A 20,560-nucleotide genomic window follows, 5' to 3' on the forward strand; every position below is an offset into this window, starting at 1 on the left:
ATCAAAACACAAATGATTTCGATTATCATTTGTGTTTACAATTTCACATTCTTTTGTACAATTCCAGGCTCTTCTCCATCACAAAGAGTTCTTACAAGACAAATACATACAGTTCTCAGGGTTACCCGATGGAGTGTTTTTCTTTTTGATATGGAATGTTCAAATGACAATACCACGCGTTACGTTACTGGCTGTTGCCATCAGCGCCGCCATGCTCTCCCCTCTTGCTCACGCAGCCGACCCGGATACCGTGGTGGTGACCGCCACGGGTTTTGAGCAAAAAATCCAGAATGCCCCGGCCTCTATCTCCGTCATTTCAAAGCAGCAGATTGAAGACAAGGCTTACCGCGATGTGACCGATGCGCTAAAAGATGTCCCGGGCGTCGTCGTCACGGGCGGCGGAAGCAGCAGCGATATCAGCATTCGCGGCATGGCGTCCCAGTACACCCTGTTCCTGGTCAATGGCAAGCGCGTCAGTACGCGCAGCACGCGCCCGAACAGCGATAACTCGGGCATTGAGCAAGGCTGGCTACCGCCGCTGGAGTCTATCGAGCGCATCGAAGTGATCCGCGGGCCCATGTCATCGCTCTATGGCTCAGATGCAATGGGCGGCGTAATCAACATCATTACCAAAAAAGTCTCGAATACCAAAGCCTGGACCGGATCGTTACACGGCGATGCCACGTTCCAGGAGAACCATGATTCCGGGGATATCTTCCAGACCAACGCCTACGCTTCCGGCCCGTTAATTGACGGACTGCTCGGTGCAAAAGTGACAGGCCTACTCTCACGTCGCGCGGAAGATCAGATCCTGAACGGTTTCAATGAGCAGAAAATGCGTAACGGCGGGATCACGCTGAACTTTACCCCGGACGAGCAGAACGATTTTGACCTCGATTTTGCCCGCGAACTTCAGGACCGAAACAGCACGCCGGGCAAGTCGAAAGCGACTGAAACCTGCCGCGGGACAACCTGCACGCCAAACAGCAAAAGCGAAACCCGCTACGAACATACGACCTATTCCCTTACCCACAGCGGTTACTACAGCGACTTCAACACTACCAGCTACATCCAGCAGGAAGAGACCAATAACCCGGTTCGCAAAATGCGTTCGTATAACACCACTTTCAACAACCAGAACCAGATCTTCCTCGGCGACCATACCCTGACCCTCGGCGGTCAGTATCGCTATGAGAAGCTGCGTGACAACGGTAACCAGCTTGAGGCGGCGGACGGGCTCAACAAACTGACGCGCTGGAGCTGGGCGCTGTTTGCTGAAGATGAGTGGGCGATGACCGATAGCTTCACGGCGACCGGTGGTCTGCGTATGGATAAAGACCAGAACTATGGCACCAACTGGACGCCTCGCGGTTATGGGGTGTGGCACCTTGCAGAACAGTGGACGTTAAAAGGGGGCGTTTCTGCCGGCTACCGTGCACCGGATCTGCGTCAGTCCTCCGCCAACTGGGGTCAGGCAACGGGCGGCGGTCGGCTGGATGGCATGATCGTGGGTAACCCGGACCTCAAGCCGGAGAAGAGCCTGAGCGAAGAGATCGCCCTGCTCTGGGATAACAATGACAATCTTAACGCCGGCGTTACGCTGTTCAATACCGACTTCAAAAACAAAATCACTGAAGTACGTCGCTGTAACAGCAGTGCCGACCCTGCCTGTACGATTGGCGGCCATCCCTACGATTTTGTCAGCGACCGGGTCAACGTCGACAAAGCCAACATGCGCGGTGTGGAATCCACTTTCGGCTGGAAAATCACCCGTAATGTTAACTGGACGGCTAACTACACCTATACCGAATCCGAGCAGAAGAGCGGTCAGTTCTCCGGTAAGCCACTGAATAAAATGCCTAAGCATATGTTCAACACCACGCTGGACTGGCAGGCCACGCAGGATGTGGGCTTCTGGAGCCGCCTGAACTTCCGCGGCAAATCTTCTGAGTATCTCAGCCGGACCTCAATGTCACAGGGCACACCGTCTTACACGCAGGTTGATGTGGGTCTGCGTTATAACGCCAATAAGAACCTGCTGGTAACCGCAGGCGTGTATAACGTGCTGGATAAACAGATTGATTACGAGACTTACGATACCGTACTTGATGGCCGCCGTTACACTGTCGGCATGACCTACAGCTTCTGATCGCCAATAAAAAAGCCCGCTCAACCGAGCGGGCTAAAAGAGAGGAAGTGCGGTTATTGTTTTACGCGTCCCGGGAATTCCATTTCACTGTAGCGAACAAAGCGCGTCCCCTTCGTCAGTTTGTAACCAAACCAGATTATCAGGAACAGCGGAATACCGATGTAGGTCGCCGTTACACCACCCCAGTCAATACGGTCCGCAAGGAACGCTTCATAGTTCTGTCCCAGCGTAATAATCAGGCACAGAATGAAGGCGAAAATAGGCCCCAGAGGGAAGAACCCTGAGCGATACGGCAGGTCATTAATGTCATGACCTTGCATAACGTAACCGCGACGGAAGCGATAGTGGCTGATAGCAATCCCGAGCCAGGCAATAAAGCCCGTCATACCGGACGTATTGAGCAGCCACAGATACACCGTCTGGTTACCAAACATGGAGGTCAGGAAGCACAGACCGGCAATCACCGTTGTGGCATACAGGGCGTTACGCGGTACGCCGCCACGGGACAGCTTAGAAAAGATGCGTGGCGCTTTGCCGTCGCATGCCAGGGTATAGAGCATACGGGTAGACGCATACATGCCGGAGTTACCCGCTGAGAGCACGGCAGTCAGGATAACGGCGTTCATCACCGCCGCGGCGGAGAGCAGACCGGCATGCTGGAAGACCAGCGTGAACGGGCTAACGCTGATGTCTTTCACATCATTGCGCAGCAGGCTTGGATCGGTGTAAGGAATGATCAGGCTGATAATCAAAATCGCAAACACATAGAACAGCAGGATACGCCAGAATACCTGACGCACCGCGCGTGGAATGTTCTTCTCCGGGTTCTCGGATTCACCGGCAGCAATCCCGATCAGCTCGGTTCCCTGGAAGGAGAAGCCGACAATCATCGCCACGCCAATCATGGCCGAGAATCCACCCGCAAATGGCGCATCGCCAATGCTCCAGTTACTCCATCCTGCAGGTTGAGCGCCTTTGAAAATACCAACGATCATCGCCACACCGACGACGATAAAGATGATGACGGTTGCCACTTTGATCAAAGAGAACCAGTATTCCGCTTCGCCAAAACCACGCACGGAGATGTAGTTGAGCAGGAAGATCACCGCCAGGAACAGCGCACTCCAGATCCAGCCTGGCGTGTCCGGGAACCACCAGTTCATCACCAGCTGTGCGGCGACCAGGTCAACGGCGATAGTAACGGCCCAGTTGTACCAGTAGTTCCAGCCCAGCGCGAAGCCGAAGCCTTCTTCAACGTATTTTTGACCGTAGGTCGAAAACGAACCGGATACCGGCATGTACGCCGCCAGTTCGCCCAGACTGGTCATCAGGAAGTACACCATCAGGCCAATCAGGATATAAGAGAAAAGTGCCCCACCCGGGCCGGCTGCCGAAATTGTTGCGCCAGAGGCAACAAAAAGACCTGTACCGATTGAACCGCCGATAGCGATCATCGTCAGGTGACGCGCCTTAAGTTCGCGACGTAGCGCGGGCGCTTCTGTGGTTTTAATTTCTGAAACCATGTGAAAATGCTGTCCCTTCAACAAATGAGGCGCGATTGTAGCAGACGATACGCGTTCCTTCCGGCAGAAATGCTCAGTTATAAGAGAGCTTCATGACTCGGCCAGGATTATAAGTAAAGCACGCATCTGCATCTCCCCTCTCCCAACGGAGAGAGGATCCGCATTGCGGGTTTACATGTCGCAATAGCGCAGAAAACGCTGCAGCGAGCTGGAAAGGTGTTTCTGACGATGATGAATGCACCACAACGTGCGCACCAGTTTAGGCAACGGGAGCGGTATTTCGACCAGCGTGCCGGCCTCAAGCTGTTCAGCAATCACCCGCCGGGAGAGACAGCTGATGCCCAGCCCATGACGGACCGCGTGTTTGATGGCTTCCGAGTTGCCCAGCTCCATACTCAGCCGGAAATGCGGCAGGTGAGAGAGCAGCAGGTAATCGACAATTTCACGGGTACCGGAGCCCTGTTCCCGGAGGATCCACTGCGCCTGAGCCAGCCGTTCCAGCGTCACTTCACCCTGTAATAAAGAAGAGGCTGGCGAGGCGAACACCACCAGCTCATCTTCCAGCCAGGGTTCAGCAATGATATCGACGTTGTGACACGGCCCTTCAATCAAACCGATGTCCACGCGGAAATCGATCACCGCATTGATGACATCCTGGCTATTGCCAACGCTCATCTCCAGCGGCAGGGTCGGGAAATCCCGGCGATAGCGGGCAATCACTTCCGGCAGAATGTAATTGCCGATCGTACTGCTGGCGTAAACGCGGATGGCCCCGTTCTCTTCGCGGAACAATTGTTCGATTTCAGTCGCCTGCTCCAGCAATGCCAGCGCGCGCGGGTACAGCAGGCGGCCATGTTCATTGACGACCAGCCGTTTCCCCACTCTGTCGAAAAGCTGAACCCCCAGTTGCCCTTCCAGATCGGTCAGGGCCGCGCTTACCGCGGACTGGGACAGCGCCAGCATTTGCGAGGCCTGCGTCGTCGACCCGCTTTTCAGCACTTCGGCAAAAACTTCCAGCTGACGCAACGTAATGTGCATGGTCACTTACCACTTATATAGATTGATTATAAGTATATAATCAATTTTATTTTTAAGCCACAACGCCGTAACCTTTTAGCCAGATAAAGGAGAAGGTTATGTCAGAACACACCTTACAGCATCAACGTACATTGTGGCACTTCGTGCCGGGTCTTGCGCTCAGCGCGGTGGTAACTGGCGTAGCGTTATGGGGCGGCAGCATTCCGGCCGTCGCCGGGGCAGGTTTTAGTGCCTTAACGCTGGCAATATTGCTCGGCATGGTGGTGGGAAATACCGTTTACCCCCATATCTGGAAGTCCTGTGATGGCGGGGTTATTTTCGCCAAACAGCATCTGCTGCGCCTTGGGATTATCCTTTACGGCTTCCGCCTGACCTTTTCACAGATTGCGGATGTCGGCGTCAGCGGGATCGCTATTGACGTCCTGACCCTGACCAGCACCTTTTTACTGGCCTGCTTTATCGGCCAGAAAGTGTTTGGGCTGGATAAACAAACCAGCTGGCTGATTGGTGCCGGCAGCAGCATTTGCGGGGCTGCCGCGGTACTGGCAACCGAGCCTGTCGTTAAGGCAGAATCCAGCAAAGTGACGGTTGCCGTCGCGACCGTGGTTATTTTCGGTACGCTGGCGATTTTCCTCTACCCGGCCATGTACCCGCTGGTTGCGCACTGGTTTAGTCCGGAGACCTACGGCATTTATATTGGTTCAACCATGCATGAAGTGGCTCAGGTGGTGGCGGCGGGTCACGCCATTAATCCGGATGCGGAAAATGCCGCGGTCATTGCCAAAATGCTGCGCGTCATGATGCTGGCTCCGTTCCTGATTATCCTGGCCGCTCGCGTAAAACAACTCGCGCCGGCAGGCAGCAGCCAGAAGAGTAAAATCACCATTCCATGGTTTGCGATTCTTTTCATCGTGGTGGCGGTATTTAACTCCTTCCACCTGCTGCCGAAAGCCGTGGTGGATATGCTGGTCACGCTGGATACCGTCCTGCTGGCGATGGCGATGGCGGCGCTCGGGGTCACGACACACGTGAGCGCGCTGAAAAAAGCAGGTGCAAAACCGCTGCTGATGGCGCTGGTACTCTTCATCTGGCTGATCGTTGGTGGCGGTGCGATTAACCTCGCGGTACATAGCCTGATGGCATAAACCACTTCATCCTTCTCCTGTTAACCCGCTATCATACGTATTTCGGGTTAACAGGAGTCCCTTTATGAAATATGTTGGAGCGCACGTCAGCGCTGCAGGTGGCCTTGCGAATGCCGCCATTCGCGCCGCCGAAATTGAGGCGACCGCTTTCGCCCTGTTCACCAAGAACCAGCGCCAGTGGCGCGCCGCCCCGCTCACCTCTGAAGTGATTGATGATTTCAAAGCCGCCTGTGAGAAATACCACTACGGGCCGGGCCAAATCCTTCCCCACGACAGCTATCTCATTAACCTCGGCCATCCCGTGCAGGAGGCGCTGGAGAAATCCCGCGAGGCGTTTCTTGATGAAGTGCAGCGCTGCGAGCAGCTTGGGCTGACGCTGTTGAACTTCCATCCGGGAAGTCATCTGATGCAGATTGACGAAGATGCCTGTCTGGCGCGCATTGCCGAATCCATCAACATCACGCTGGATAAAACCCAGGGCGTGACGGCGGTCATCGAGAACACCGCCGGTCAGGGCAGTAACCTCGGCTTTAAGTTCGAACATCTGGCGGCCATTATTGACGGCGTGGAGGATAAATCCCGCGTGGGCGTATGTATTGATACCTGCCATGCCTTTGCCGCGGGTTACGATCTGCGAACGCTTGATGAGACGAAAAAGACCTTCGATGAGTTTGAACGCATTGTGGGCTTCAAGTATCTGCGCGGAATGCACTTGAACGATGCGAAAAGCGCGTTTGGCAGTCGCGTGGACCGCCATCACAGCCTCGGTGAAGGCAATATCGGCCACGATGCGTTCCGCTTTATTATGCAGGATGCCCGTTTCGACGGTATCCCGATGGTGCTGGAAACCATTAATCCGGACATCTGGGCAGAAGAGATTGCCTGGCTGAAGGCACAGCAAACCGCTGAACAGGCGGCATAAAAAAAGCCGGGTCGCATAAGCACCCGGCTTTTTTATTGTTTTACCGCTTACGCCGCTTTCGCGACCCCTTCCGCTTCCGGGCGTTTCAGCACCGCGTAAGAGAGACCTGCCACCAGCGTACCGGCCACAATCGCCAGCAGATAACCCAGCACTGGCGTGATTGCACCTGGGATCAGCAGCACGAACAGACCGCCATGTGGTGCCATCAGTTTCGCGCCAACCGCCATGGAGATAGCACCGGTTACCGCGCCCCCCACGATACAGCATGGCAGCACGCGCATTGGGTCACGCGCCGCGAACGGAATTGCCCCTTCGGTGATAAAGCACAGGCCAAGTACCAGGGCGGCTTTCCCCCCTTCCTGCTGCGCTTTGTCGAACTTACGACGTGCAATGATGGTTGCCAGGCCAAGAGCCAATGGTGGCACCATACCGGCCGCCATAATCGCTGCCATTGGCGCGTAGGTCTGGGTACTCAGCAGGCCAACACCGAATGCGTATGCTGCTTTGTTCACCGGGCCACCCATGTCGGTACACATCATGCCACCGAGAATAGCTCCCAGCAGTACCGCATTCGCAGTACCCATGGTTTGCAGCCAGTGGGTCAGACCCGCCAGGATACCCGCTACAGGTTTACCGATGAGGTAAATCATCGCCAGGCCCACCACCAGGCTGGAAATCAACGGGATGATCAGGATCGGTTTCAGTGCTTCCATACTCTGCGGCAGTTTCAGCTTCGAGCTGATAAGCTTCGCAACTAACCCGCCAGGAAACCGGCAATGATACCGCCGATAAAGCCAGAACCGGTGCTCACCGCCAGCATACCGCCGATAAGACCCGGCGTCAGGCCCGGACGGTCAGCGATGGAGAAGGCGATAAAGCCTGCCAGCACCGGCACCATCAGGGCAAACGCGGAACCACCACCAATCTGCATCAGGGCAGCAGCCAGCGTGCCTTCTTCTTTAAACGCGGTAATACCAAACGCGAACGAGAGGGCAATACACAGACCGCCCGCCACCACCATCGGCAGCATATAAGACACGCCGGTCAGCAGATGGCGATAGGCGCCAGCTGACTCTTTCTTACCTTCCGTCGCAGTTTGCGTGGACCCCGTTGCCTGATACGGCTTCGCTTCCACCAGCGCTTTATCAAACTCCTGAGCGGTCTTTTTCAGCGCCAGGCCCGTTGACGTGCGGTACATCGGCTTACCGGCAAATTTCGCCAGGTCCACTTCGATGTCAGCCGCAACCATCACCAGATCGGCTTCAGCCACCTCTTCAGGGGTGATTGCGTTGCCCGCACCAACGGATCCACGTGTTTCAACTTTTACCCACCAGCCGCGTTTTTTCGCTTCGGTTTCAATGGCTTCAGCCGCCATAAAGGTATGAGCCACGCCCGTCGGGCAGGCCGTGATCGCCACGATACGTTTTGGTCCGGACGCGGCAACTGGCGCCGCGACCGGTGCGCTGTAAACAGACGCATGACCTTTCGCTTCGCTCAGGAACAGTTCCGGGTGTGCCACCGCGCGATTGATATCGCCCAGCCACACTTTTTTGCCATTCAGCGCACTGTCAGCGGGAATTTTATCACCCAGAACAATCACCATTTCGGCGTCGCCCGGGTTATCCGTCATCTCGAGATGTGCTTTGTTCGCCGCCGCTCCCAGCAAGGTCTTCGCCATATAGGCGCGAGCCTGTCCGAGACCGGAGTCAATGATCAGCAGCGTTTTCATTATTCCTCTCCTGCTGTTAGTTAAAAGGTTTTAAGTCAACGCGCGCCATCATCGCGGCTAACTGGGTACGATCGGTAATACCGACATTGCTCTGGCTAACGGCCAGGGCAGCAACGGCGGTGGCAAGACGTAAAGTATGTTCACTGGATTCACGCATCAGCAGGCCATAAATCAGACCGCCAACCATTGAATCCCCTGCGCCAACGGTGCTGACAACGTCAACCGATGGCGGCTTGGCGATCCATTCGCCAGAAGCGTTAACCCACAGCGCCCCTTCTGCACCAAGAGAGATAACCACGTGAGCGATACCCTGCTCGCGCAGCGCATGGGCAGCGTCAATCACATCTTTTAATTCTGGCAGCTTACGGCCAGCCCAGATCTCCAGTTCGCGGCGATTCGGCTTCACCAGCCACGGCGAGGCTTTCAGGCCGGCGACCAGCGCGTCACGGCTGCTGTCAAAAATAATGCATGGGCACTGGCTTCGCAGACGCGTCATCCAGTCGGTGAACGCTTCCGGGCTCACGCCGGACGGCAGGCTGCCGCTGACGCAGACCATGTCGAACTGACCAAGCCAGGTCAGAGAGTCGTTCACGAAGCGCTCCCAGTCTGACGGAGTCACCTCGAAGCCTGAGAAGTTCAGATCGGTCACTTCGCCGTCTTTCTCCGTCAGCTTGACGTTGATACGGGTACGGCCCTGAACAACCTGAAAACGATTAGCAATCCCCAGTTCGCTGAACAGCTGCTGGAAACCATCCTGGTTATCTTTACCGAGGAATCCGCCCACGGTGACATCGATACCGAGATCCTTGAGCACTTTCGCGACGTTAATCCCTTTACCTGCAGCATGCAGGCCAGTGGTACGCACGAGGTTTACTTCGCCGCGCTCAATCTCCGGGCAAAACCCCACCAGGTCATATGCCGGGTTCAGCGTAATAGTCGCAACACGTCTGCTCATTATGCGCCCTCCCCCAGACCTGCCGCGATGGCGTCGCCAATCGCTTTCAGCGCCTGTTCAGCATCAGCACCCTGTGCGGTAAAGCGCAGACGGTGACCTTTCTTCACGCCCAGCGCGACAACTTTCATCAGGCTACGGCCGTTGGCCGGTTTGCCCGTGCCATCAAGGTTAGTCACGGTAATCTCACTTTCGAATTGTTTAATGGTATTCACCAGCATGGTGCCAGGACGGGCATGCAGGCCGTGCTCGTTACGCACTACAAACTCAGCGGTCAGCACGTCATCAGTCAGCACATCATCGCTGGTCAGCAGCGCCAGCAGCGTGCTTGCGTCAGCGTTCAGCAGTTTTTCAGCCTTGTCATTCAGCAGCAGATCGCCAAGACGTTTTAGCGCGGAAACCGGCTGTTCATCGGTCATCGCGACGGTGACCAGCATCGCCGCGTGCGCGCCCTCAACGTCAAACGCGTTGGCCGCGCGGCTCACCGCGATAGCGCTGCGCAGGTTGCCTTCAGCACTGTCGTTCAGCCAGATACCTTGTCCCAGGTTCAGCGGCTTCTCATTGATAACGCGCGTGATAAAGGACGCGTCTACCGCACCGGCTTCTTTCAGGCGGCCTGCGTTCAGCGCCTGCAGCGTGACCAGATCGCTCGCCACAACATCCAGGGTCAATGTTTCATTATCCAGTTTCAGCGCTTCACTCTGTTTTTCGCCCATCAGCAACGCGCGCAGCTCTTCCGCAGTCGTCGCGGACTTCAGCTGTTCAGCCACCGAATCATCGCTCAGCACATGCGTCAGCTGACGCAGCAGGCCCAGGTGCTCGTCGCTGCTGGCAGCGATACCGATTGCCACGTAAGCAACCTGACCGTCGCCCCACACCACACCCTGAGGGAACTGATAAACCTGAACGCCGGTTTTCAGCACCTGATCGCGGGTGTCCGTTGTACCGTGCGGAATGGCGATGCCATTGCCGAGGAAAGTGGAGGTCTGCTGCTCGCGCGCCAGCATGCCGTTAACGTAGCCGTCCGCGACATTACCCGCCTGCACAAGGGCAGCGGCAACCTGGCGAATGGCCTCTTCTTTGTTCCCGGCCTGAGCGCCCGGGTGGATATCCTGAACAGATAACTGGAACATGGTTCTCCTCTCCTGCTGAACTTGAATCGTTTCAGCTTAAATGAGAAAAAATGCGCTAGCCTGCTCCGTTTGTTAAAACAAGATAGCGCTGAAACGTTTCAAAAAGTCTTGCGCTTTCTGCTTAACCTTGCAAGAAAAGTTACAAATGGCGATGAAGAATTTAGAGATACAGCACATTTCTTCTTCGCTCAGCTGAATCTTGCTGACGTTCAGCAAGTCAGTTTCAGCTAAGTTCAGCCCGCGACTGTTAATTGAAATGGCATTTTGATTTTTCGTGGCGAAATTGACCGCAGTACCTGTTTATTTTCTGACAAGCGTCGTACACTCCGCGTCTCTTTATGACTTGCTGATACTGAAAGTATGCATAACACCCCTGCCGCCGCCTCGCCAAAACCCTTTGATTTGACGTCCACGGCGTTTTTGATTGTTGCCTTCCTTACCGGCATTGCCGGGGCGTTACAGACGCCCACGCTGAGCCTGTTTCTGACCAATGAAGTCCACGCCCGTCCGGCAATGGTTGGCTTCTTTTTTACCGGCAGTGCCATCATCGGCATTCTGGTGAGTCAGTTTCTGGCGGGGCGTTCCGACAGAAAAGGCGATCGTAAAAGTCTGATCGTCTTTTGCTGCCTTCTCGGGGTGTTTGCCTGCGTGTTGTTTGCTTTTAACCGCAACTATTTCATCCTGCTGTTCGTGGGGGTGTTCCTGAGCAGCTTCGGTTCCACGGCGAACCCGCAGATGTTCGCCCTCGCCCGCGAGCACGCCGACCATACCGGTCGTGAAGCGGTGATGTTCAGCTCTATTCTGCGTGCCCAGGTGTCGCTGGCATGGGTCATTGGCCCGCCGCTGGCGTATGCCCTGGCGATGGGGTTTGGCTTTACGGTGATGTACCTGAGTGCGGCTGTCGCGTTTGTGGTGTGCGGCACCATGGTGTGGTTCTTCCTGCCGTCGATGCGCAAAGAGCCCAAAGTGGCTTCAGGCGTACTGGAAGCCCCGCGCCGTAACCGTCGTGATGCGCTGCTCCTGTTTGTTATCTGTACGTTGATGTGGGGAACAAACAGCCTTTATATTATCAACATGCCGCTGTTTATTATTGATGAGCTGCATCTGCCAGAGAAGCTGGCGGGCATAATGATGGGAACCGCGGCCGGGCTTGAGATCCCGACCATGCTGATCGCGGGCTATTACGCGAAGCGTTTCGGAAAGCGTTTTTTAATGCGCATCGCGGCTGTCGCAGGACTGCTCTTCTATATCGGTATGCTGACGGTGCACACGCCGGGACTCTTGCTGGCATTGCAGCTTCTCAACGCCATTTATATCGGCATACTCGCCGGGATTGGCATGCTCTACTTCCAGGACCTGATGCCAGGCCAGGCAGGCTCCGCCACCACCCTTTATACCAATACCACTCGCGTGGGCTGGATTATTGCAGGCTCAATGGCCGGCATCGTGGCCGAGATCTGGAGCTATCACACGGTATTCTGGATTGCGCTGGTGATGTGTACGCTGACGATAGGGTGTCTGGCGCGAATTAAGGACGTTTAAGGGGCGGTGAGCGCTTCCAGCTCAAGAAGGTAGGTGATCGCCTGCGCGCGCGTGCTGCCGCACATCTCCGCGGACGGCTGAAGGCCGGAACAGACTTTCGGGCGCAGCGGGGAACCAAAGATCATGCACAGGTTATTTTCAGCAAGCTGCACACAGCGGGTATTGGCAGGTTTGCCGTCCGGCATGCCAGGAATGGGGCTTGAAATGGACGGTGCGGTACAACACGCGCCACAATCGGGACGACAATCCATACAGGCTCTCTTTCGCTGAAGAACGCCCGCGCAGTCGGGCATTGCGCGCACAGTAACACCTTTTGTGTATTGATAGCAAAAGCCACGAATTCCGCTTGCCTGAAAGGCCGAGCACGAGTAATTTGGCGCGATATTTTTTACCACCCGTAAACAGGATTACTGCAATGCCAAGAGCGAACGAAATTAAGAAAGGTATGGTACTGAATTACAACGGCAAGCTGCTGATTGTGAAAGATATCGATATTCAGGCCCCGAGCGCCCGTGGTGCAGCAACGCTGTACAAAATGCGTTTCGCCGATGTGCGTACCGGTCTGAAAGTGGAAGAACGTTTTAAAGGTGACGATATCGTTGATACCGTGACCCTGACCCGCCGCTATGTTGATTTTTCCTACATTGATGGCAACGAATACGTGTTCATGGATAAAGAAGATTACACCCCGTATATCTTCACCAAAGATCAGATTGAAGAAGAACTCCTCTTTATTCCTGAAGGCGGGATGCCTGACATGCAGGTTCTGACCTGGGATGGCGTGCTGCTGGCGCTGGAGTTGCCGCAGACCGTGGATCTGGAAATCGTGGAAACGGCTCCGGGCATCAAAGGTGCATCCGCAAGTGCCCGCAACAAACCAGCAACCCTGACGACCGGTCTGGTGGTGCAGGTGCCAGAATACCTCTCCGCGGGCGAGAAAATCCGCATCCATATCGAAGAAAAACGCTATATGGGTCGCGCAGACTAATGCGCTATTCGCCCGGTGGCACAACGCCACCGGGCAACAGACGTTACAGCAGTTCCGGGTATTTCGTCATCTTCAGCGCCAGCTCAACGCCCCGCACTTCCGCCATGCCTTTCAGACGACCAATCGCCGAATAACCTGGGTTCGTTTTCTTACGCAGATCGTCCAGCATCTGGTGACCATGATCGGGACGGAACGGGATAGGACGAACGTCACCCGCGTGCTTACGACGTACCTCTTCCGCCAGAATCGCATCCACTACCGCGACCATATTCACATCGCCGCCCAGGTGCGCTGCTTCATGGAAGGTTTTTGGATTATCCTCACGACAGGTCGCACGCAGATGCGTGAAGTGAATACGATCGCCGAAGGTTTCAATCATCTGCACCAGATCGTTATCCGCACGCACGCCGTAAGAGCCGGTACACATGGTGAATCCGTTATAGATACTGTCCACGGTCTCTTTCAGCCACTGCATATCTTCAATCGTGGACACGATACGCGGTAAACCGAGAATAGGACGCGGAGGATCGTCCGGGTGCACAGCCAGGCGTATGCCCGCTTCTTCCGCTACCGGTACGATAGCGCGCAGGAAAAACGCCATGTTTTCACGCAGCTGGTTTTTATCGATATTCCCGTATTCCGCCAGACGCGCGCGGAACTGATCCAGCGTATAGCCCTCTTCAGCGCCCGGCAGGCCAGCAATAATATTGCGGGTCAGCTTTTCAATCTCGCCGTCACTGGCTGCGTTAAACCACGCGAGCGCCTGCTGCTGCTCTTCAGCCGTGTAATCGGCTTCTGCACCAGGACGTTTCAGGATGTGCAGCTCAAATGCGGCAAAGGCAATCTGATCGAAACGCAGCGCTTTTGAGCCGTCCGGCAACGTGTACTCAAGATCGGTGCGCGTCCAGTCAAGAATGGGCATGAAGTTATAGCAAACAGTATCAATACCGCAGGCCGCCAGGTGACGAATGCTCTGCTGGTAGTTGGCAATCCAGGTCTGATAATCACCTGAATGGGTTTTGATATCTTCGTGAACCGGGATGCTTTCCACCACAGACCAGGTCAGGCCTTTTTCCGCCAGCAGCGCCTGACGCTTTTTGATTTCTTCAATCGGCCATACCTGACCATTAGGAATGTGATGCAGCGCCGTCACGACACCCGTTGCGCCAGCCTGACGCACATCATCAAGAGAAACCGGATCGTTCGGCCCGTACCAACGCCAGGTCTGTTCCATTGCCTCACCTCTAAAGTTGTTATACCAATATGGATGACTACGATGACGACTACCATACATGTTTGCCGTAAAGGGTCAACACACCGCCACACATTGATTGATCAAACTCACACTTCGGGGATATTTACGGCTCACCAATTTTATTTGCTGTCATATAACTTTACACTGGCGTTGTTAATTAATGGTTAATCAGGTGTGTATTTCATGAAGACAATTGCCTCCACCTCGCTTCCTGCCCATGTCCAGCTCCCTCGCTACGATCGTAAGCAGTTACGCTCTCGCATCGTCCATTTTGGCTTCGGCGCATTTCACCGCGCGCATCAGGCCTTGTTAACAAACCGGGTGCTGAATGAGAAAGGCGGCGACTGGGGTATTTGTGAGATTAGCCTCTTCAGCGGCGACGTGCTGATGAGCCAGTTGCGCGCACAGGATCATCTCTTCACCGTGCTGGAAAAAGGGGCGGAGGGAAACCAGCCGATTATCGTCGGTGCCGTCCATGAATGTCTGAACGCAAAACTGGATTCTCTGCCTGCCATCATTGAGAAATTTTGTGAACCTCAGGTCGCCATTGTGTCGCTCACCATCACAGAGAAAGGTTATTGCATCGACCCCGCCACCGGTAATCTGGATTTGCACAACTCCCGGATCGTTCACGATCTGGAGAACCCGTCTGAACCGCACTCCGCGCCCGGGATCCTGGTCGAGGCGCTCCACCGCCGCCGTGAACGCGGTTTGTCCGCTTTTACCGTCCTCTCCTGCGACAACATCCCTGATAACGGCCATGTGGTGAAAAACGCGGTACTGGGGATGGCCCAGAAACGCGACCCGGCGCTGGCAGAGTGGATTGATTCACATGTGAGCTTTCCGGGGACCATGGTCGATCGAATTGTCCCCGCCGCGACCGAGGCGTCGCTGGCAGAAATCACGCAGGAGCTTGGAGTAGAAGATCCTTGTGCTATCAGCTGCGAACCGTTTATTCAGTGGGTAGTGGAAGATAACTTTGTTGCCGGACGCCCGGCATGGGAAGTGGCTGGCGTACAAATGGTGCAGGACGTGCTGCCGTGGGAACAGATGAAATTGCGCATGCTCAACGGCAGCCACTCTTTCCTCGCGTATCTGGGCTACCTCGCCGGGTATGCGCACATTAACGAATGTATGGAAGACACCGCGTTTCGCGAAGCCGCACGTCGGTTAATGCTGAATGAGCAGGCTCCTACGCTGCGTATTAAGGATGTCGACCTCACGGCTTATGCCGACAGCCTGCTTGAACGCTTTGCCAATCCGGCACTGCAGCACCGGACCTGGCAAATTGCGATGGACGGAAGCCAGAAATTGCCGCAACGCATGCTGGATGGGATCCGCATCCATCTTGAACGTAAAACCGCGTGGTCGCTGCTGGCCCTGGGCGTTGCAGGCTGGATCCGCTACGTCAGCGGTACCGACGAGCGTGGCGACGCGATTGATGTGCGCGATCCGCTGAGCGATAAAATCCGCACCCTTGTTGTAGCCAGCAGCGACGCTGAGCGCGTCAACGCCTTGCTGGGGCTGAGTGAAATCTTTGGTCACGATCTCGCACAAAATAGCCTATTCGTGGAGGCCATCAGCCAGGCCTATCAGCGCATCGCCCGCCATGGCGCGCGTCAGGCTGTTATCGAAACGTTAAATATTTAGCGATTATTGCGCTTAAGGCGAACGGCGATTGCCTCCGTTCGCCCTCCCCCTTCTCATTGCGCCCGTTTTTCGCCAGGATGATGGATAATTGTTATAGCATCACAATTATCGACTGGAGCGCACGTGACCAAAACCAACCTCATTACCGGTTTTCTCGGCAGCGGTAAAACCACTTCAATTCTCCACCTGCTGGCCAATAAGGATCCGGCAGAAAAATGGGCCGTACTGGTCAATGAATTTGGCGAAGTGGGTATTGATGGCGCATTACTGGCAGACAGCGGCGCGATGATCAAAGAGATCCCCGGTGGCTGCATGTGCTGCGTAAATGGTCTGCCGATGCAGGTCGGGCTGAATACGCTGCTGCGTCAGGGCAAACCAGACCGTCTGCTGATTGAACCGACCGGGCTGGGTCATCCGAAGCAAATTCTCGATTTACTGACCGCGCCGGTCTACGAGCCGTGGATCGATCTGCGTGCCACGCTGTGCCTGCTGGACCCCCGTCAGCTGCTGGATGAAAAAGCCGTGACCAACGAGAACTTTCGCGACCAGCTCGCCTCGGCAGATATTATCGTCGCCAATAAAGAGGATCGCGCAACGGCGGAAAGCCAGTCCGCGCTGGAGACATGGTGGCAGCATTTTGGTGGCAACCGTCAGCGGGTGCAGACCACCCAGGGGAAAATTGATAACGCCCTGCTTGACCTGCCTCGCCTGAACCTGGCGGCGCTCCCGGCAAGCGCGGAACATGCCCACAGCCATCCGCAAAAACAGGGTCTGGCTGCCCTGAGTCTGCCGGAACACCAGCGCTGGCGTCGTAACCTTAACAGCGGCCAGGGCTATCAGGCCTGCGGATGGATTTTCGATGCGGATACCGTATTCGACACCATCGGCATACTCGAATGGGCCAGACTGGCTCCGGTCGATCGTGTTAAAGGGATCATGCGCACCCCGGACGGGCTGGTGCGGATCAACCGTCAGGGCGAAGATTTCTTTATCGAAACGCAAAATGTGGCGCCACCTGATAGCCGAATAGAGTTAATTAGTGCGGTTAATGCCGACTGGAATGCCCTGCAGTCCAGCCTGTTGAAGCTTCGTTTAAGTTTGGGCGGCTAACGTTGCCCCAGATTTCACTCTATGCTGAATGTTATGACGACTCGACTTCCCCTGATATTACTGCTTAATGTCGCCGGTCTGGCGCTCTTTTTCTCCTGGTATATCCCGGCGAATCATGGTGTCTGGTTTCCGCTGGATTCTGCCATTTTTCACTTCTTCAACCAGGAACTGGTGAAGAGCGAAGCCTTCCTGTGGCTGGTTGCTATCACGAATAACCGTGCCTTTGACGGCTGCTCGCTGCTGGCGATGGGCGGCCTGATGCTCTCTTTCTGGCTGAAAGAGGACAAAACAGGACGCCGCCGTATTCTGATTATTGGTTTGATGATGTTGCTGCTTGCGGTGGTAATTAACCAGCTGGCAACGGCCATTATTCCGGTTAAGCGTTCCAGCCCAACGCTCTTCTTCCCCGATATTTATCGCGTCAGCGAGCTGCTGCATATTCCAACGAAAGATGCGTCGAAGGCCAGTTTCCCGGGCGATCACGGAATGATGCTGCTTATTTTTTCCGGCGTGATGCTCCGCTACTTCGGCCGAAAAGCCTTTGCGATAGCCCTGATTATTTTTGTGGTTTTTGCCTTCCCACGGGTAATGATTGGCGCTCACTGGTTTACTGATATTGCTGTCGGTTCGCTCTCTTCTGTGCTGGTTGCGCTGCCGTGGTGTCTGATGACACCGCTGAGCGACAAGATAATAGCCGTGTTCGATCGCTACCTCCCCGGCAAAACGCAACAAATCAGAAACCAATAATTAACCTTAATTAACACTATGCATCAGGGATCGTTTTGATCCTTGATGTATTTTTCTCTCCTTCCGCCCCCTCCCGTCATCATTTCGTCACAATATTCGTGATAAAAATGAATGTGTTGCACGGTTTTTAACCTTTATCGTGCGTTTTTTGAACAATTATCAATTTTTACTTTCTGTATCACAATTTCTTATAAAAAAAAGGCTTTTTTTGCTCGCAATACCCCAGGCAATCGGTTAATCTCGAACTCGTTTTGCCCCATAGAGATAATTATTTCGCTGGTGAATAAATTTGTGCGCTACGCCACAAATGTGATCAGAAAGAATTGTCTCATTGTGAACAGATAATTAGTCTCGTCACGTTTGGCATTTTTTATAACGATATTTGTCGTTAAGGACTTCAAGGGATAATAAACAAAATGGTCAAATCTCAACCGATTTTGAGATATATCTTACGGGGGATCCCGGCGATAGCAGTGGCGGTACTGTTATCTGCATGTAGTACATCGAACACCGCAAAGAATATGCATCCTGAGACGCGTGTTGTGGGAATGGAAGATTCCTCGTCACTGCAAGCCTCTCAGGATGAATTTGAAAATATGGTACGTAATCTGGACGTGAAGTCCCGTATTATGGACCAGTATGCTGACTGGAAAGGCGTGCGTTATCGTCTTGGCGGCAGCACCAAAAAAGGCATTGATTGTTCCGGTTTCGTACAGCGTACTTTCCGTGAGCAGTTTGGGTTAGATCTTCCGCGTTCAACTTACGAACAGCAGGAGATGGGCAAGTCGATTTCACGCACTAAACTGCGCACCGGGGATTTAGTCCTGTTCCGTGCGGGTTCGACAGGTCGACATGTTGGCATCTACATTGGCAATGACCAGTTTGTACATGCCTCCACCAGCAGCGGTGTGACCATTTCCAGCATGAACGAACCTTACTGGAAGAAGCGCTATAACGAAGCGCGCCGCGTACTGACCCGCAGTTAAAATAATCATTGTATCGTTGGTTATCCCTTGGCCGGCGATATGATAAAAAAAAGCACTGCTTCGGCGGTGTTTTTTTTTGCCCGTTACACTGAATACATTCAGCGGCAATCCAGGAACCACGACGTCTATGTTCACCCGCTACTTCTCCAGTAATCGCAAGATACTTTTCCTCAGCCTTATCACCGGCCTGATCACAGCCCTGCTCCTGGGTTCATTGCAATTTTTCTGGAGCTACCACAAGCGGGAAGTCAGATTCGACACCCTGATTGACGACGTGAGCATCTACATGGAAAGCTACTTCGATGAGTTAAAAAGCTCTATCGATCTCCTTCAGCCGCTCACGCTGAACAGTTGCCACGACGTCAACGCTGAGCTGACCTCTCGCGCGGCGTTTAGCCTTAACGTGCGCGCCTTTTTGCTGGTCAGGGATAAACTGGCGTACTGCTCTTCAGCCACCGGTCCGATGAACGTCCCGATGGAAGAACTGATACCCGAGCTGCACATCGATAAACAGATTGATATGGCGTTACTGCCGGGTACACCAATGATGCCGCACAGACCCGCGATTGCCATCTGGTATCGAAATCCGCTGGTTAAGGACGGCGGCGTGTTTACTTCGGTAAACATCAACCTGACTCCGTACATGCTTTACACCGCACGCCAGAACGAGTTCGCGGGCATTGCCATCATCATTGGCGACAATGCGTTGTCGACAAGGTCCGCCACACTGGTGAAGGCACAGGATTTACATGAAACGCCGGCGCGTACCGCGACCCTAAAAGAGGTTCCGCTGACGATCAAACTGTACGCCGAAGAGTGGACGAGCGATGAAATCCTGTTCGCGGTGTTCTTTGGACTGGTCTGCGGGATCGCGGCCGGCTCGCTTAATTTCTACATCCTCACCACGCGTCTTAACCCAGGCAAAGAGATCCTGAGCGCCATTAAACGCGGCCAGTTCTATGTGGTGTATCAACCTGTTGTGGATGCCGAGACGCTGCAAATGCGTGGTGTCGAAGTCCTGATGCGCTGGAAACACCCGACGATGGGGGAAATTCCGCCTGATGCCTTTATCAACTTCGCCGAAGCGCAGAAGCTGATTGTGCCGCTGACGCTGCATCTTTTTGACCTCATCATCCGCGACGCGCCGGTATTACAGACCCTTCTGCCACCGGGCGCAAAACTGGGCATTAACATTGCGCCGGGGCATCTGCATGCGGAAAGCTTCAAAGAGGATATGCGCACTTTCCTGGACTTAATGCCGCCGGATCATTTCCAGATCGTGCTGGAAATCACCGAGCGCGACATGGTTAACCATCGGGAAGCCAACAATCTTTTCGAATGGCTGCACAATGAAGGCTTTGAAATTGCGATTGATGATTTTGGTACCGGCCACAGTGCGCTGATTTACCTTGAGCGTTTCACCATGGATTACATCAAAATTGACCGGGGTTTTGTCAACGCGATTGGGACGGAAACCGTGACCTCCCCGGTGCTTGATGCCGTACTCACCCTGGCAAGGCGACTGAATATGTCGACCGTCGCCGAAGGGGTGGAAACGCCGGAGCAGGCAGCCTGGCTGCGCGAACATGGCGTTGTTTTCCTTCAGGGTTACTGGATTAGCCGCCCAATGCCGCTGGAGCAGTTCCGCCAATGGCAGCCTGAACGTTGAATGATTTCACATTGCCCGTGAC

General features: G+C 54.5%; 16 protein-coding genes and 1 pseudogene. 10 read left to right on the plus strand and 7 right to left on the minus strand.

Going from position 1 to position 20,560, the window contains the following annotated elements:
• The first annotated feature begins 163 nt into the window (after nt 1-163).
• A complete protein-coding gene (locus HV340_RS15190) occupies nt 164-2,149 on the plus strand; it encodes a ligand-gated channel protein (protein ID WP_059306568.1) in 1,986 nt (661 codons plus the stop codon).
• 53 nt (nt 2,150-2,202) lie between these two features.
• Here HV340_RS15190 and HV340_RS15195 read toward each other — a convergent pair whose 3' ends face one another.
• Nucleotides 2,203-3,672 (minus strand): amino acid permease, encoded by a 1,470-nt coding sequence (locus tag HV340_RS15195; RefSeq protein ID WP_020883191.1) that lies wholly within the window; start codon nt 3,670-3,672, stop codon nt 2,203-2,205.
• Nucleotides 3,673-3,843: 171 nt separating this feature from the next.
• Nucleotides 3,844-4,710 (minus strand): DNA-binding transcriptional regulator YeiE, encoded by an 867-nt coding sequence (yieE, locus tag HV340_RS15200; protein WP_014170915.1) that lies wholly within the window; start codon nt 4,708-4,710, stop codon nt 3,844-3,846.
• A gap of 98 nt (nt 4,711-4,808) precedes the next feature.
• Between yieE and HV340_RS15205 the strand changes: the two genes are divergently transcribed.
• Nucleotides 4,809-5,855, plus strand: a complete 1,047-nt coding sequence (locus HV340_RS15205) for a YeiH family protein (protein ID WP_032678578.1) — start codon at nt 4,809-4,811, stop codon at nt 5,853-5,855.
• Nucleotides 5,856-5,919: 64 nt separating this feature from the next.
• Entirely contained in the window at nt 5,920-6,777 is an 858-nt protein-coding gene (gene nfo / locus HV340_RS15210; RefSeq protein WP_014170917.1) for a deoxyribonuclease IV, read from the plus strand.
• Between the two features lie 47 nt (nt 6,778-6,824).
• Here the strand turns inward: nfo and fruA are convergent.
• The 3 genes and pseudogenes from fruA to fruB form a co-directional block, all read right to left on the minus strand.
• Nucleotides 6,825-8,506 (minus strand): annotated as a pseudogene (gene fruA, locus HV340_RS15215) (PTS fructose transporter subunit IIBC).
• Nucleotides 8,507-8,522: 16 nt separating this feature from the next.
• Nucleotides 8,523-9,461 (minus strand): 1-phosphofructokinase, encoded by a 939-nt coding sequence (gene fruK, locus HV340_RS15220; RefSeq protein WP_014170919.1) that lies wholly within the window; start codon nt 9,459-9,461, stop codon nt 8,523-8,525.
• The gene (gene fruB, locus HV340_RS15225) at nt 9,461-10,591 is read right to left on the minus strand and encodes a fused PTS fructose transporter subunit IIA/HPr protein (protein WP_014170920.1); all 1,131 of its coding nucleotides are present in this window, start codon (nt 10,589-10,591) and stop codon (nt 9,461-9,463) included. Before fruB ends, fruK begins: the two co-directional genes overlap by 1 nt.
• 360 nt (nt 10,592-10,951) lie before the next feature.
• Here fruB and setB point away from each other — a divergent pair, with 360 nt between their 5' ends.
• Nucleotides 10,952-12,133 (plus strand): sugar efflux transporter SetB, encoded by a 1,182-nt coding sequence (gene setB / locus HV340_RS15230; protein ID WP_014170922.1) that lies wholly within the window; start codon nt 10,952-10,954, stop codon nt 12,131-12,133.
• On the opposite strand, the gene HV340_RS15235 is transcribed toward setB, so the two are convergent.
• A complete protein-coding gene (locus HV340_RS15235; RefSeq protein WP_025203636.1) occupies nt 12,130-12,384 on the minus strand; it encodes a YkgJ family cysteine cluster protein in 255 nt (84 codons plus the stop codon). The two genes, setB and HV340_RS15235, sit on opposite strands and share 4 nt — an antisense overlap.
• 164 nt (nt 12,385-12,548) lie before the next feature.
• Between HV340_RS15235 and yeiP the strand changes: the two genes are divergently transcribed.
• Nucleotides 12,549-13,121 carry an elongation factor P-like protein YeiP gene (gene yeiP, locus HV340_RS15240; protein ID WP_008500940.1) on the plus strand — a complete coding sequence of 191 codons (573 nt, stop codon included), beginning with the start codon at nt 12,549-12,551 and terminating at the stop codon, nt 13,119-13,121.
• Between the two features lie 43 nt (nt 13,122-13,164).
• Here yeiP and uxuA read toward each other — a convergent pair whose 3' ends face one another.
• A complete protein-coding gene (gene uxuA / locus HV340_RS15245; RefSeq protein ID WP_063924740.1) occupies nt 13,165-14,355 on the minus strand; it encodes a mannonate dehydratase in 1,191 nt (396 codons plus the stop codon).
• A 204-nt stretch (nt 14,356-14,559) separates the two neighbouring features.
• Between uxuA and HV340_RS15250 the strand changes: the two genes are divergently transcribed.
• The 5 genes from HV340_RS15250 to HV340_RS15270 all read left to right on the plus strand — a co-directional run bounded on the left by HV340_RS15250 (nt 14,560) and on the right by HV340_RS15270 (nt 20,538).
• The gene (locus HV340_RS15250; RefSeq protein ID WP_032680586.1) at nt 14,560-16,026 is read left to right on the plus strand and encodes a mannitol dehydrogenase family protein; all 1,467 of its coding nucleotides are present in this window, start codon (nt 14,560-14,562) and stop codon (nt 16,024-16,026) included.
• Between the two features lie 123 nt (nt 16,027-16,149).
• On the plus strand, nt 16,150-17,136 hold the full coding sequence (locus HV340_RS15255) for a GTP-binding protein (protein ID WP_014170928.1): 987 nt from the start codon (nt 16,150-16,152) through the stop codon (nt 17,134-17,136).
• Nucleotides 17,137-17,169: 33 nt separating this feature from the next.
• Nucleotides 17,170-17,883, plus strand: a complete 714-nt coding sequence (locus tag HV340_RS15260; protein WP_025203633.1) for a phosphatase PAP2 family protein — start codon at nt 17,170-17,172, stop codon at nt 17,881-17,883.
• Between the two features lie 416 nt (nt 17,884-18,299).
• Nucleotides 18,300-18,869, plus strand: coding sequence for a bifunctional murein DD-endopeptidase/murein LD-carboxypeptidase (gene mepS, locus HV340_RS15265; RefSeq protein ID WP_014170930.1), 570 nt, complete (start codon nt 18,300-18,302; stop codon nt 18,867-18,869).
• A 127-nt stretch (nt 18,870-18,996) separates the two neighbouring features.
• Complete coding sequence (locus HV340_RS15270; protein WP_020883182.1) at nt 18,997-20,538, plus strand: cyclic di-GMP phosphodiesterase; 1,542 nt, start codon at nt 18,997-18,999, stop codon at nt 20,536-20,538.
• Nucleotides 20,539-20,560 lie beyond the last annotated feature (22 nt).

The organism is Enterobacter sp. RHBSTW-00975 (genome assembly GCF_013615235.1).
Classification (GTDB): domain Bacteria; phylum Pseudomonadota; class Gammaproteobacteria; order Enterobacterales; family Enterobacteriaceae; genus Enterobacter; species Enterobacter ludwigii.

Excerpts from the sequence above, each read along its gene's own strand:
- fruB (WP_014170920.1), bottom strand. The coding sequence starts at position 10,591 with ATGTTCCAGTTATCTGTTCAGGATATCCACCCGGGCGCTCAGGCCGGG.
- HV340_RS15250 (WP_032680586.1), top strand. The coding sequence starts at position 14,560 with ATGAAGACAATTGCCTCCACCTCGCTTCCTGCCCATGTCCAGCTCCCT.
- HV340_RS15205 (WP_032678578.1), top strand. The coding sequence starts at position 4,809 with ATGTCAGAACACACCTTACAGCATCAACGTACATTGTGGCACTTCGTG.
- HV340_RS15195 (WP_020883191.1), bottom strand. The coding sequence starts at position 3,672 with ATGGTTTCAGAAATTAAAACCACAGAAGCGCCCGCGCTACGTCGCGAA.
- yieE (WP_014170915.1), bottom strand. The coding sequence starts at position 4,710 with ATGCACATTACGTTGCGTCAGCTGGAAGTTTTTGCCGAAGTGCTGAAA.
- HV340_RS15190 (WP_059306568.1), top strand. The coding sequence starts at position 164 with ATGACAATACCACGCGTTACGTTACTGGCTGTTGCCATCAGCGCCGCC.
- fruK (WP_014170919.1), bottom strand. The coding sequence starts at position 9,461 with ATGAGCAGACGTGTTGCGACTATTACGCTGAACCCGGCATATGACCTG.
- HV340_RS15270 (WP_020883182.1), top strand. The coding sequence starts at position 18,997 with ATGTTCACCCGCTACTTCTCCAGTAATCGCAAGATACTTTTCCTCAGC.
- uxuA (WP_063924740.1), bottom strand. The coding sequence starts at position 14,355 with ATGGAACAGACCTGGCGTTGGTACGGGCCGAACGATCCGGTTTCTCTT.
- nfo (WP_014170917.1), top strand. The coding sequence starts at position 5,920 with ATGAAATATGTTGGAGCGCACGTCAGCGCTGCAGGTGGCCTTGCGAAT.
- mepS (WP_014170930.1), top strand. The coding sequence starts at position 18,300 with ATGGTCAAATCTCAACCGATTTTGAGATATATCTTACGGGGGATCCCG.
- yeiP (WP_008500940.1), top strand. The coding sequence starts at position 12,549 with ATGCCAAGAGCGAACGAAATTAAGAAAGGTATGGTACTGAATTACAAC.
- HV340_RS15235 (WP_025203636.1), bottom strand. The coding sequence starts at position 12,384 with ATGGATTGTCGTCCCGATTGTGGCGCGTGTTGTACCGCACCGTCCATT.
- HV340_RS15260 (WP_025203633.1), top strand. The coding sequence starts at position 17,170 with ATGACGACTCGACTTCCCCTGATATTACTGCTTAATGTCGCCGGTCTG.
- setB (WP_014170922.1), top strand. The coding sequence starts at position 10,952 with ATGCATAACACCCCTGCCGCCGCCTCGCCAAAACCCTTTGATTTGACG.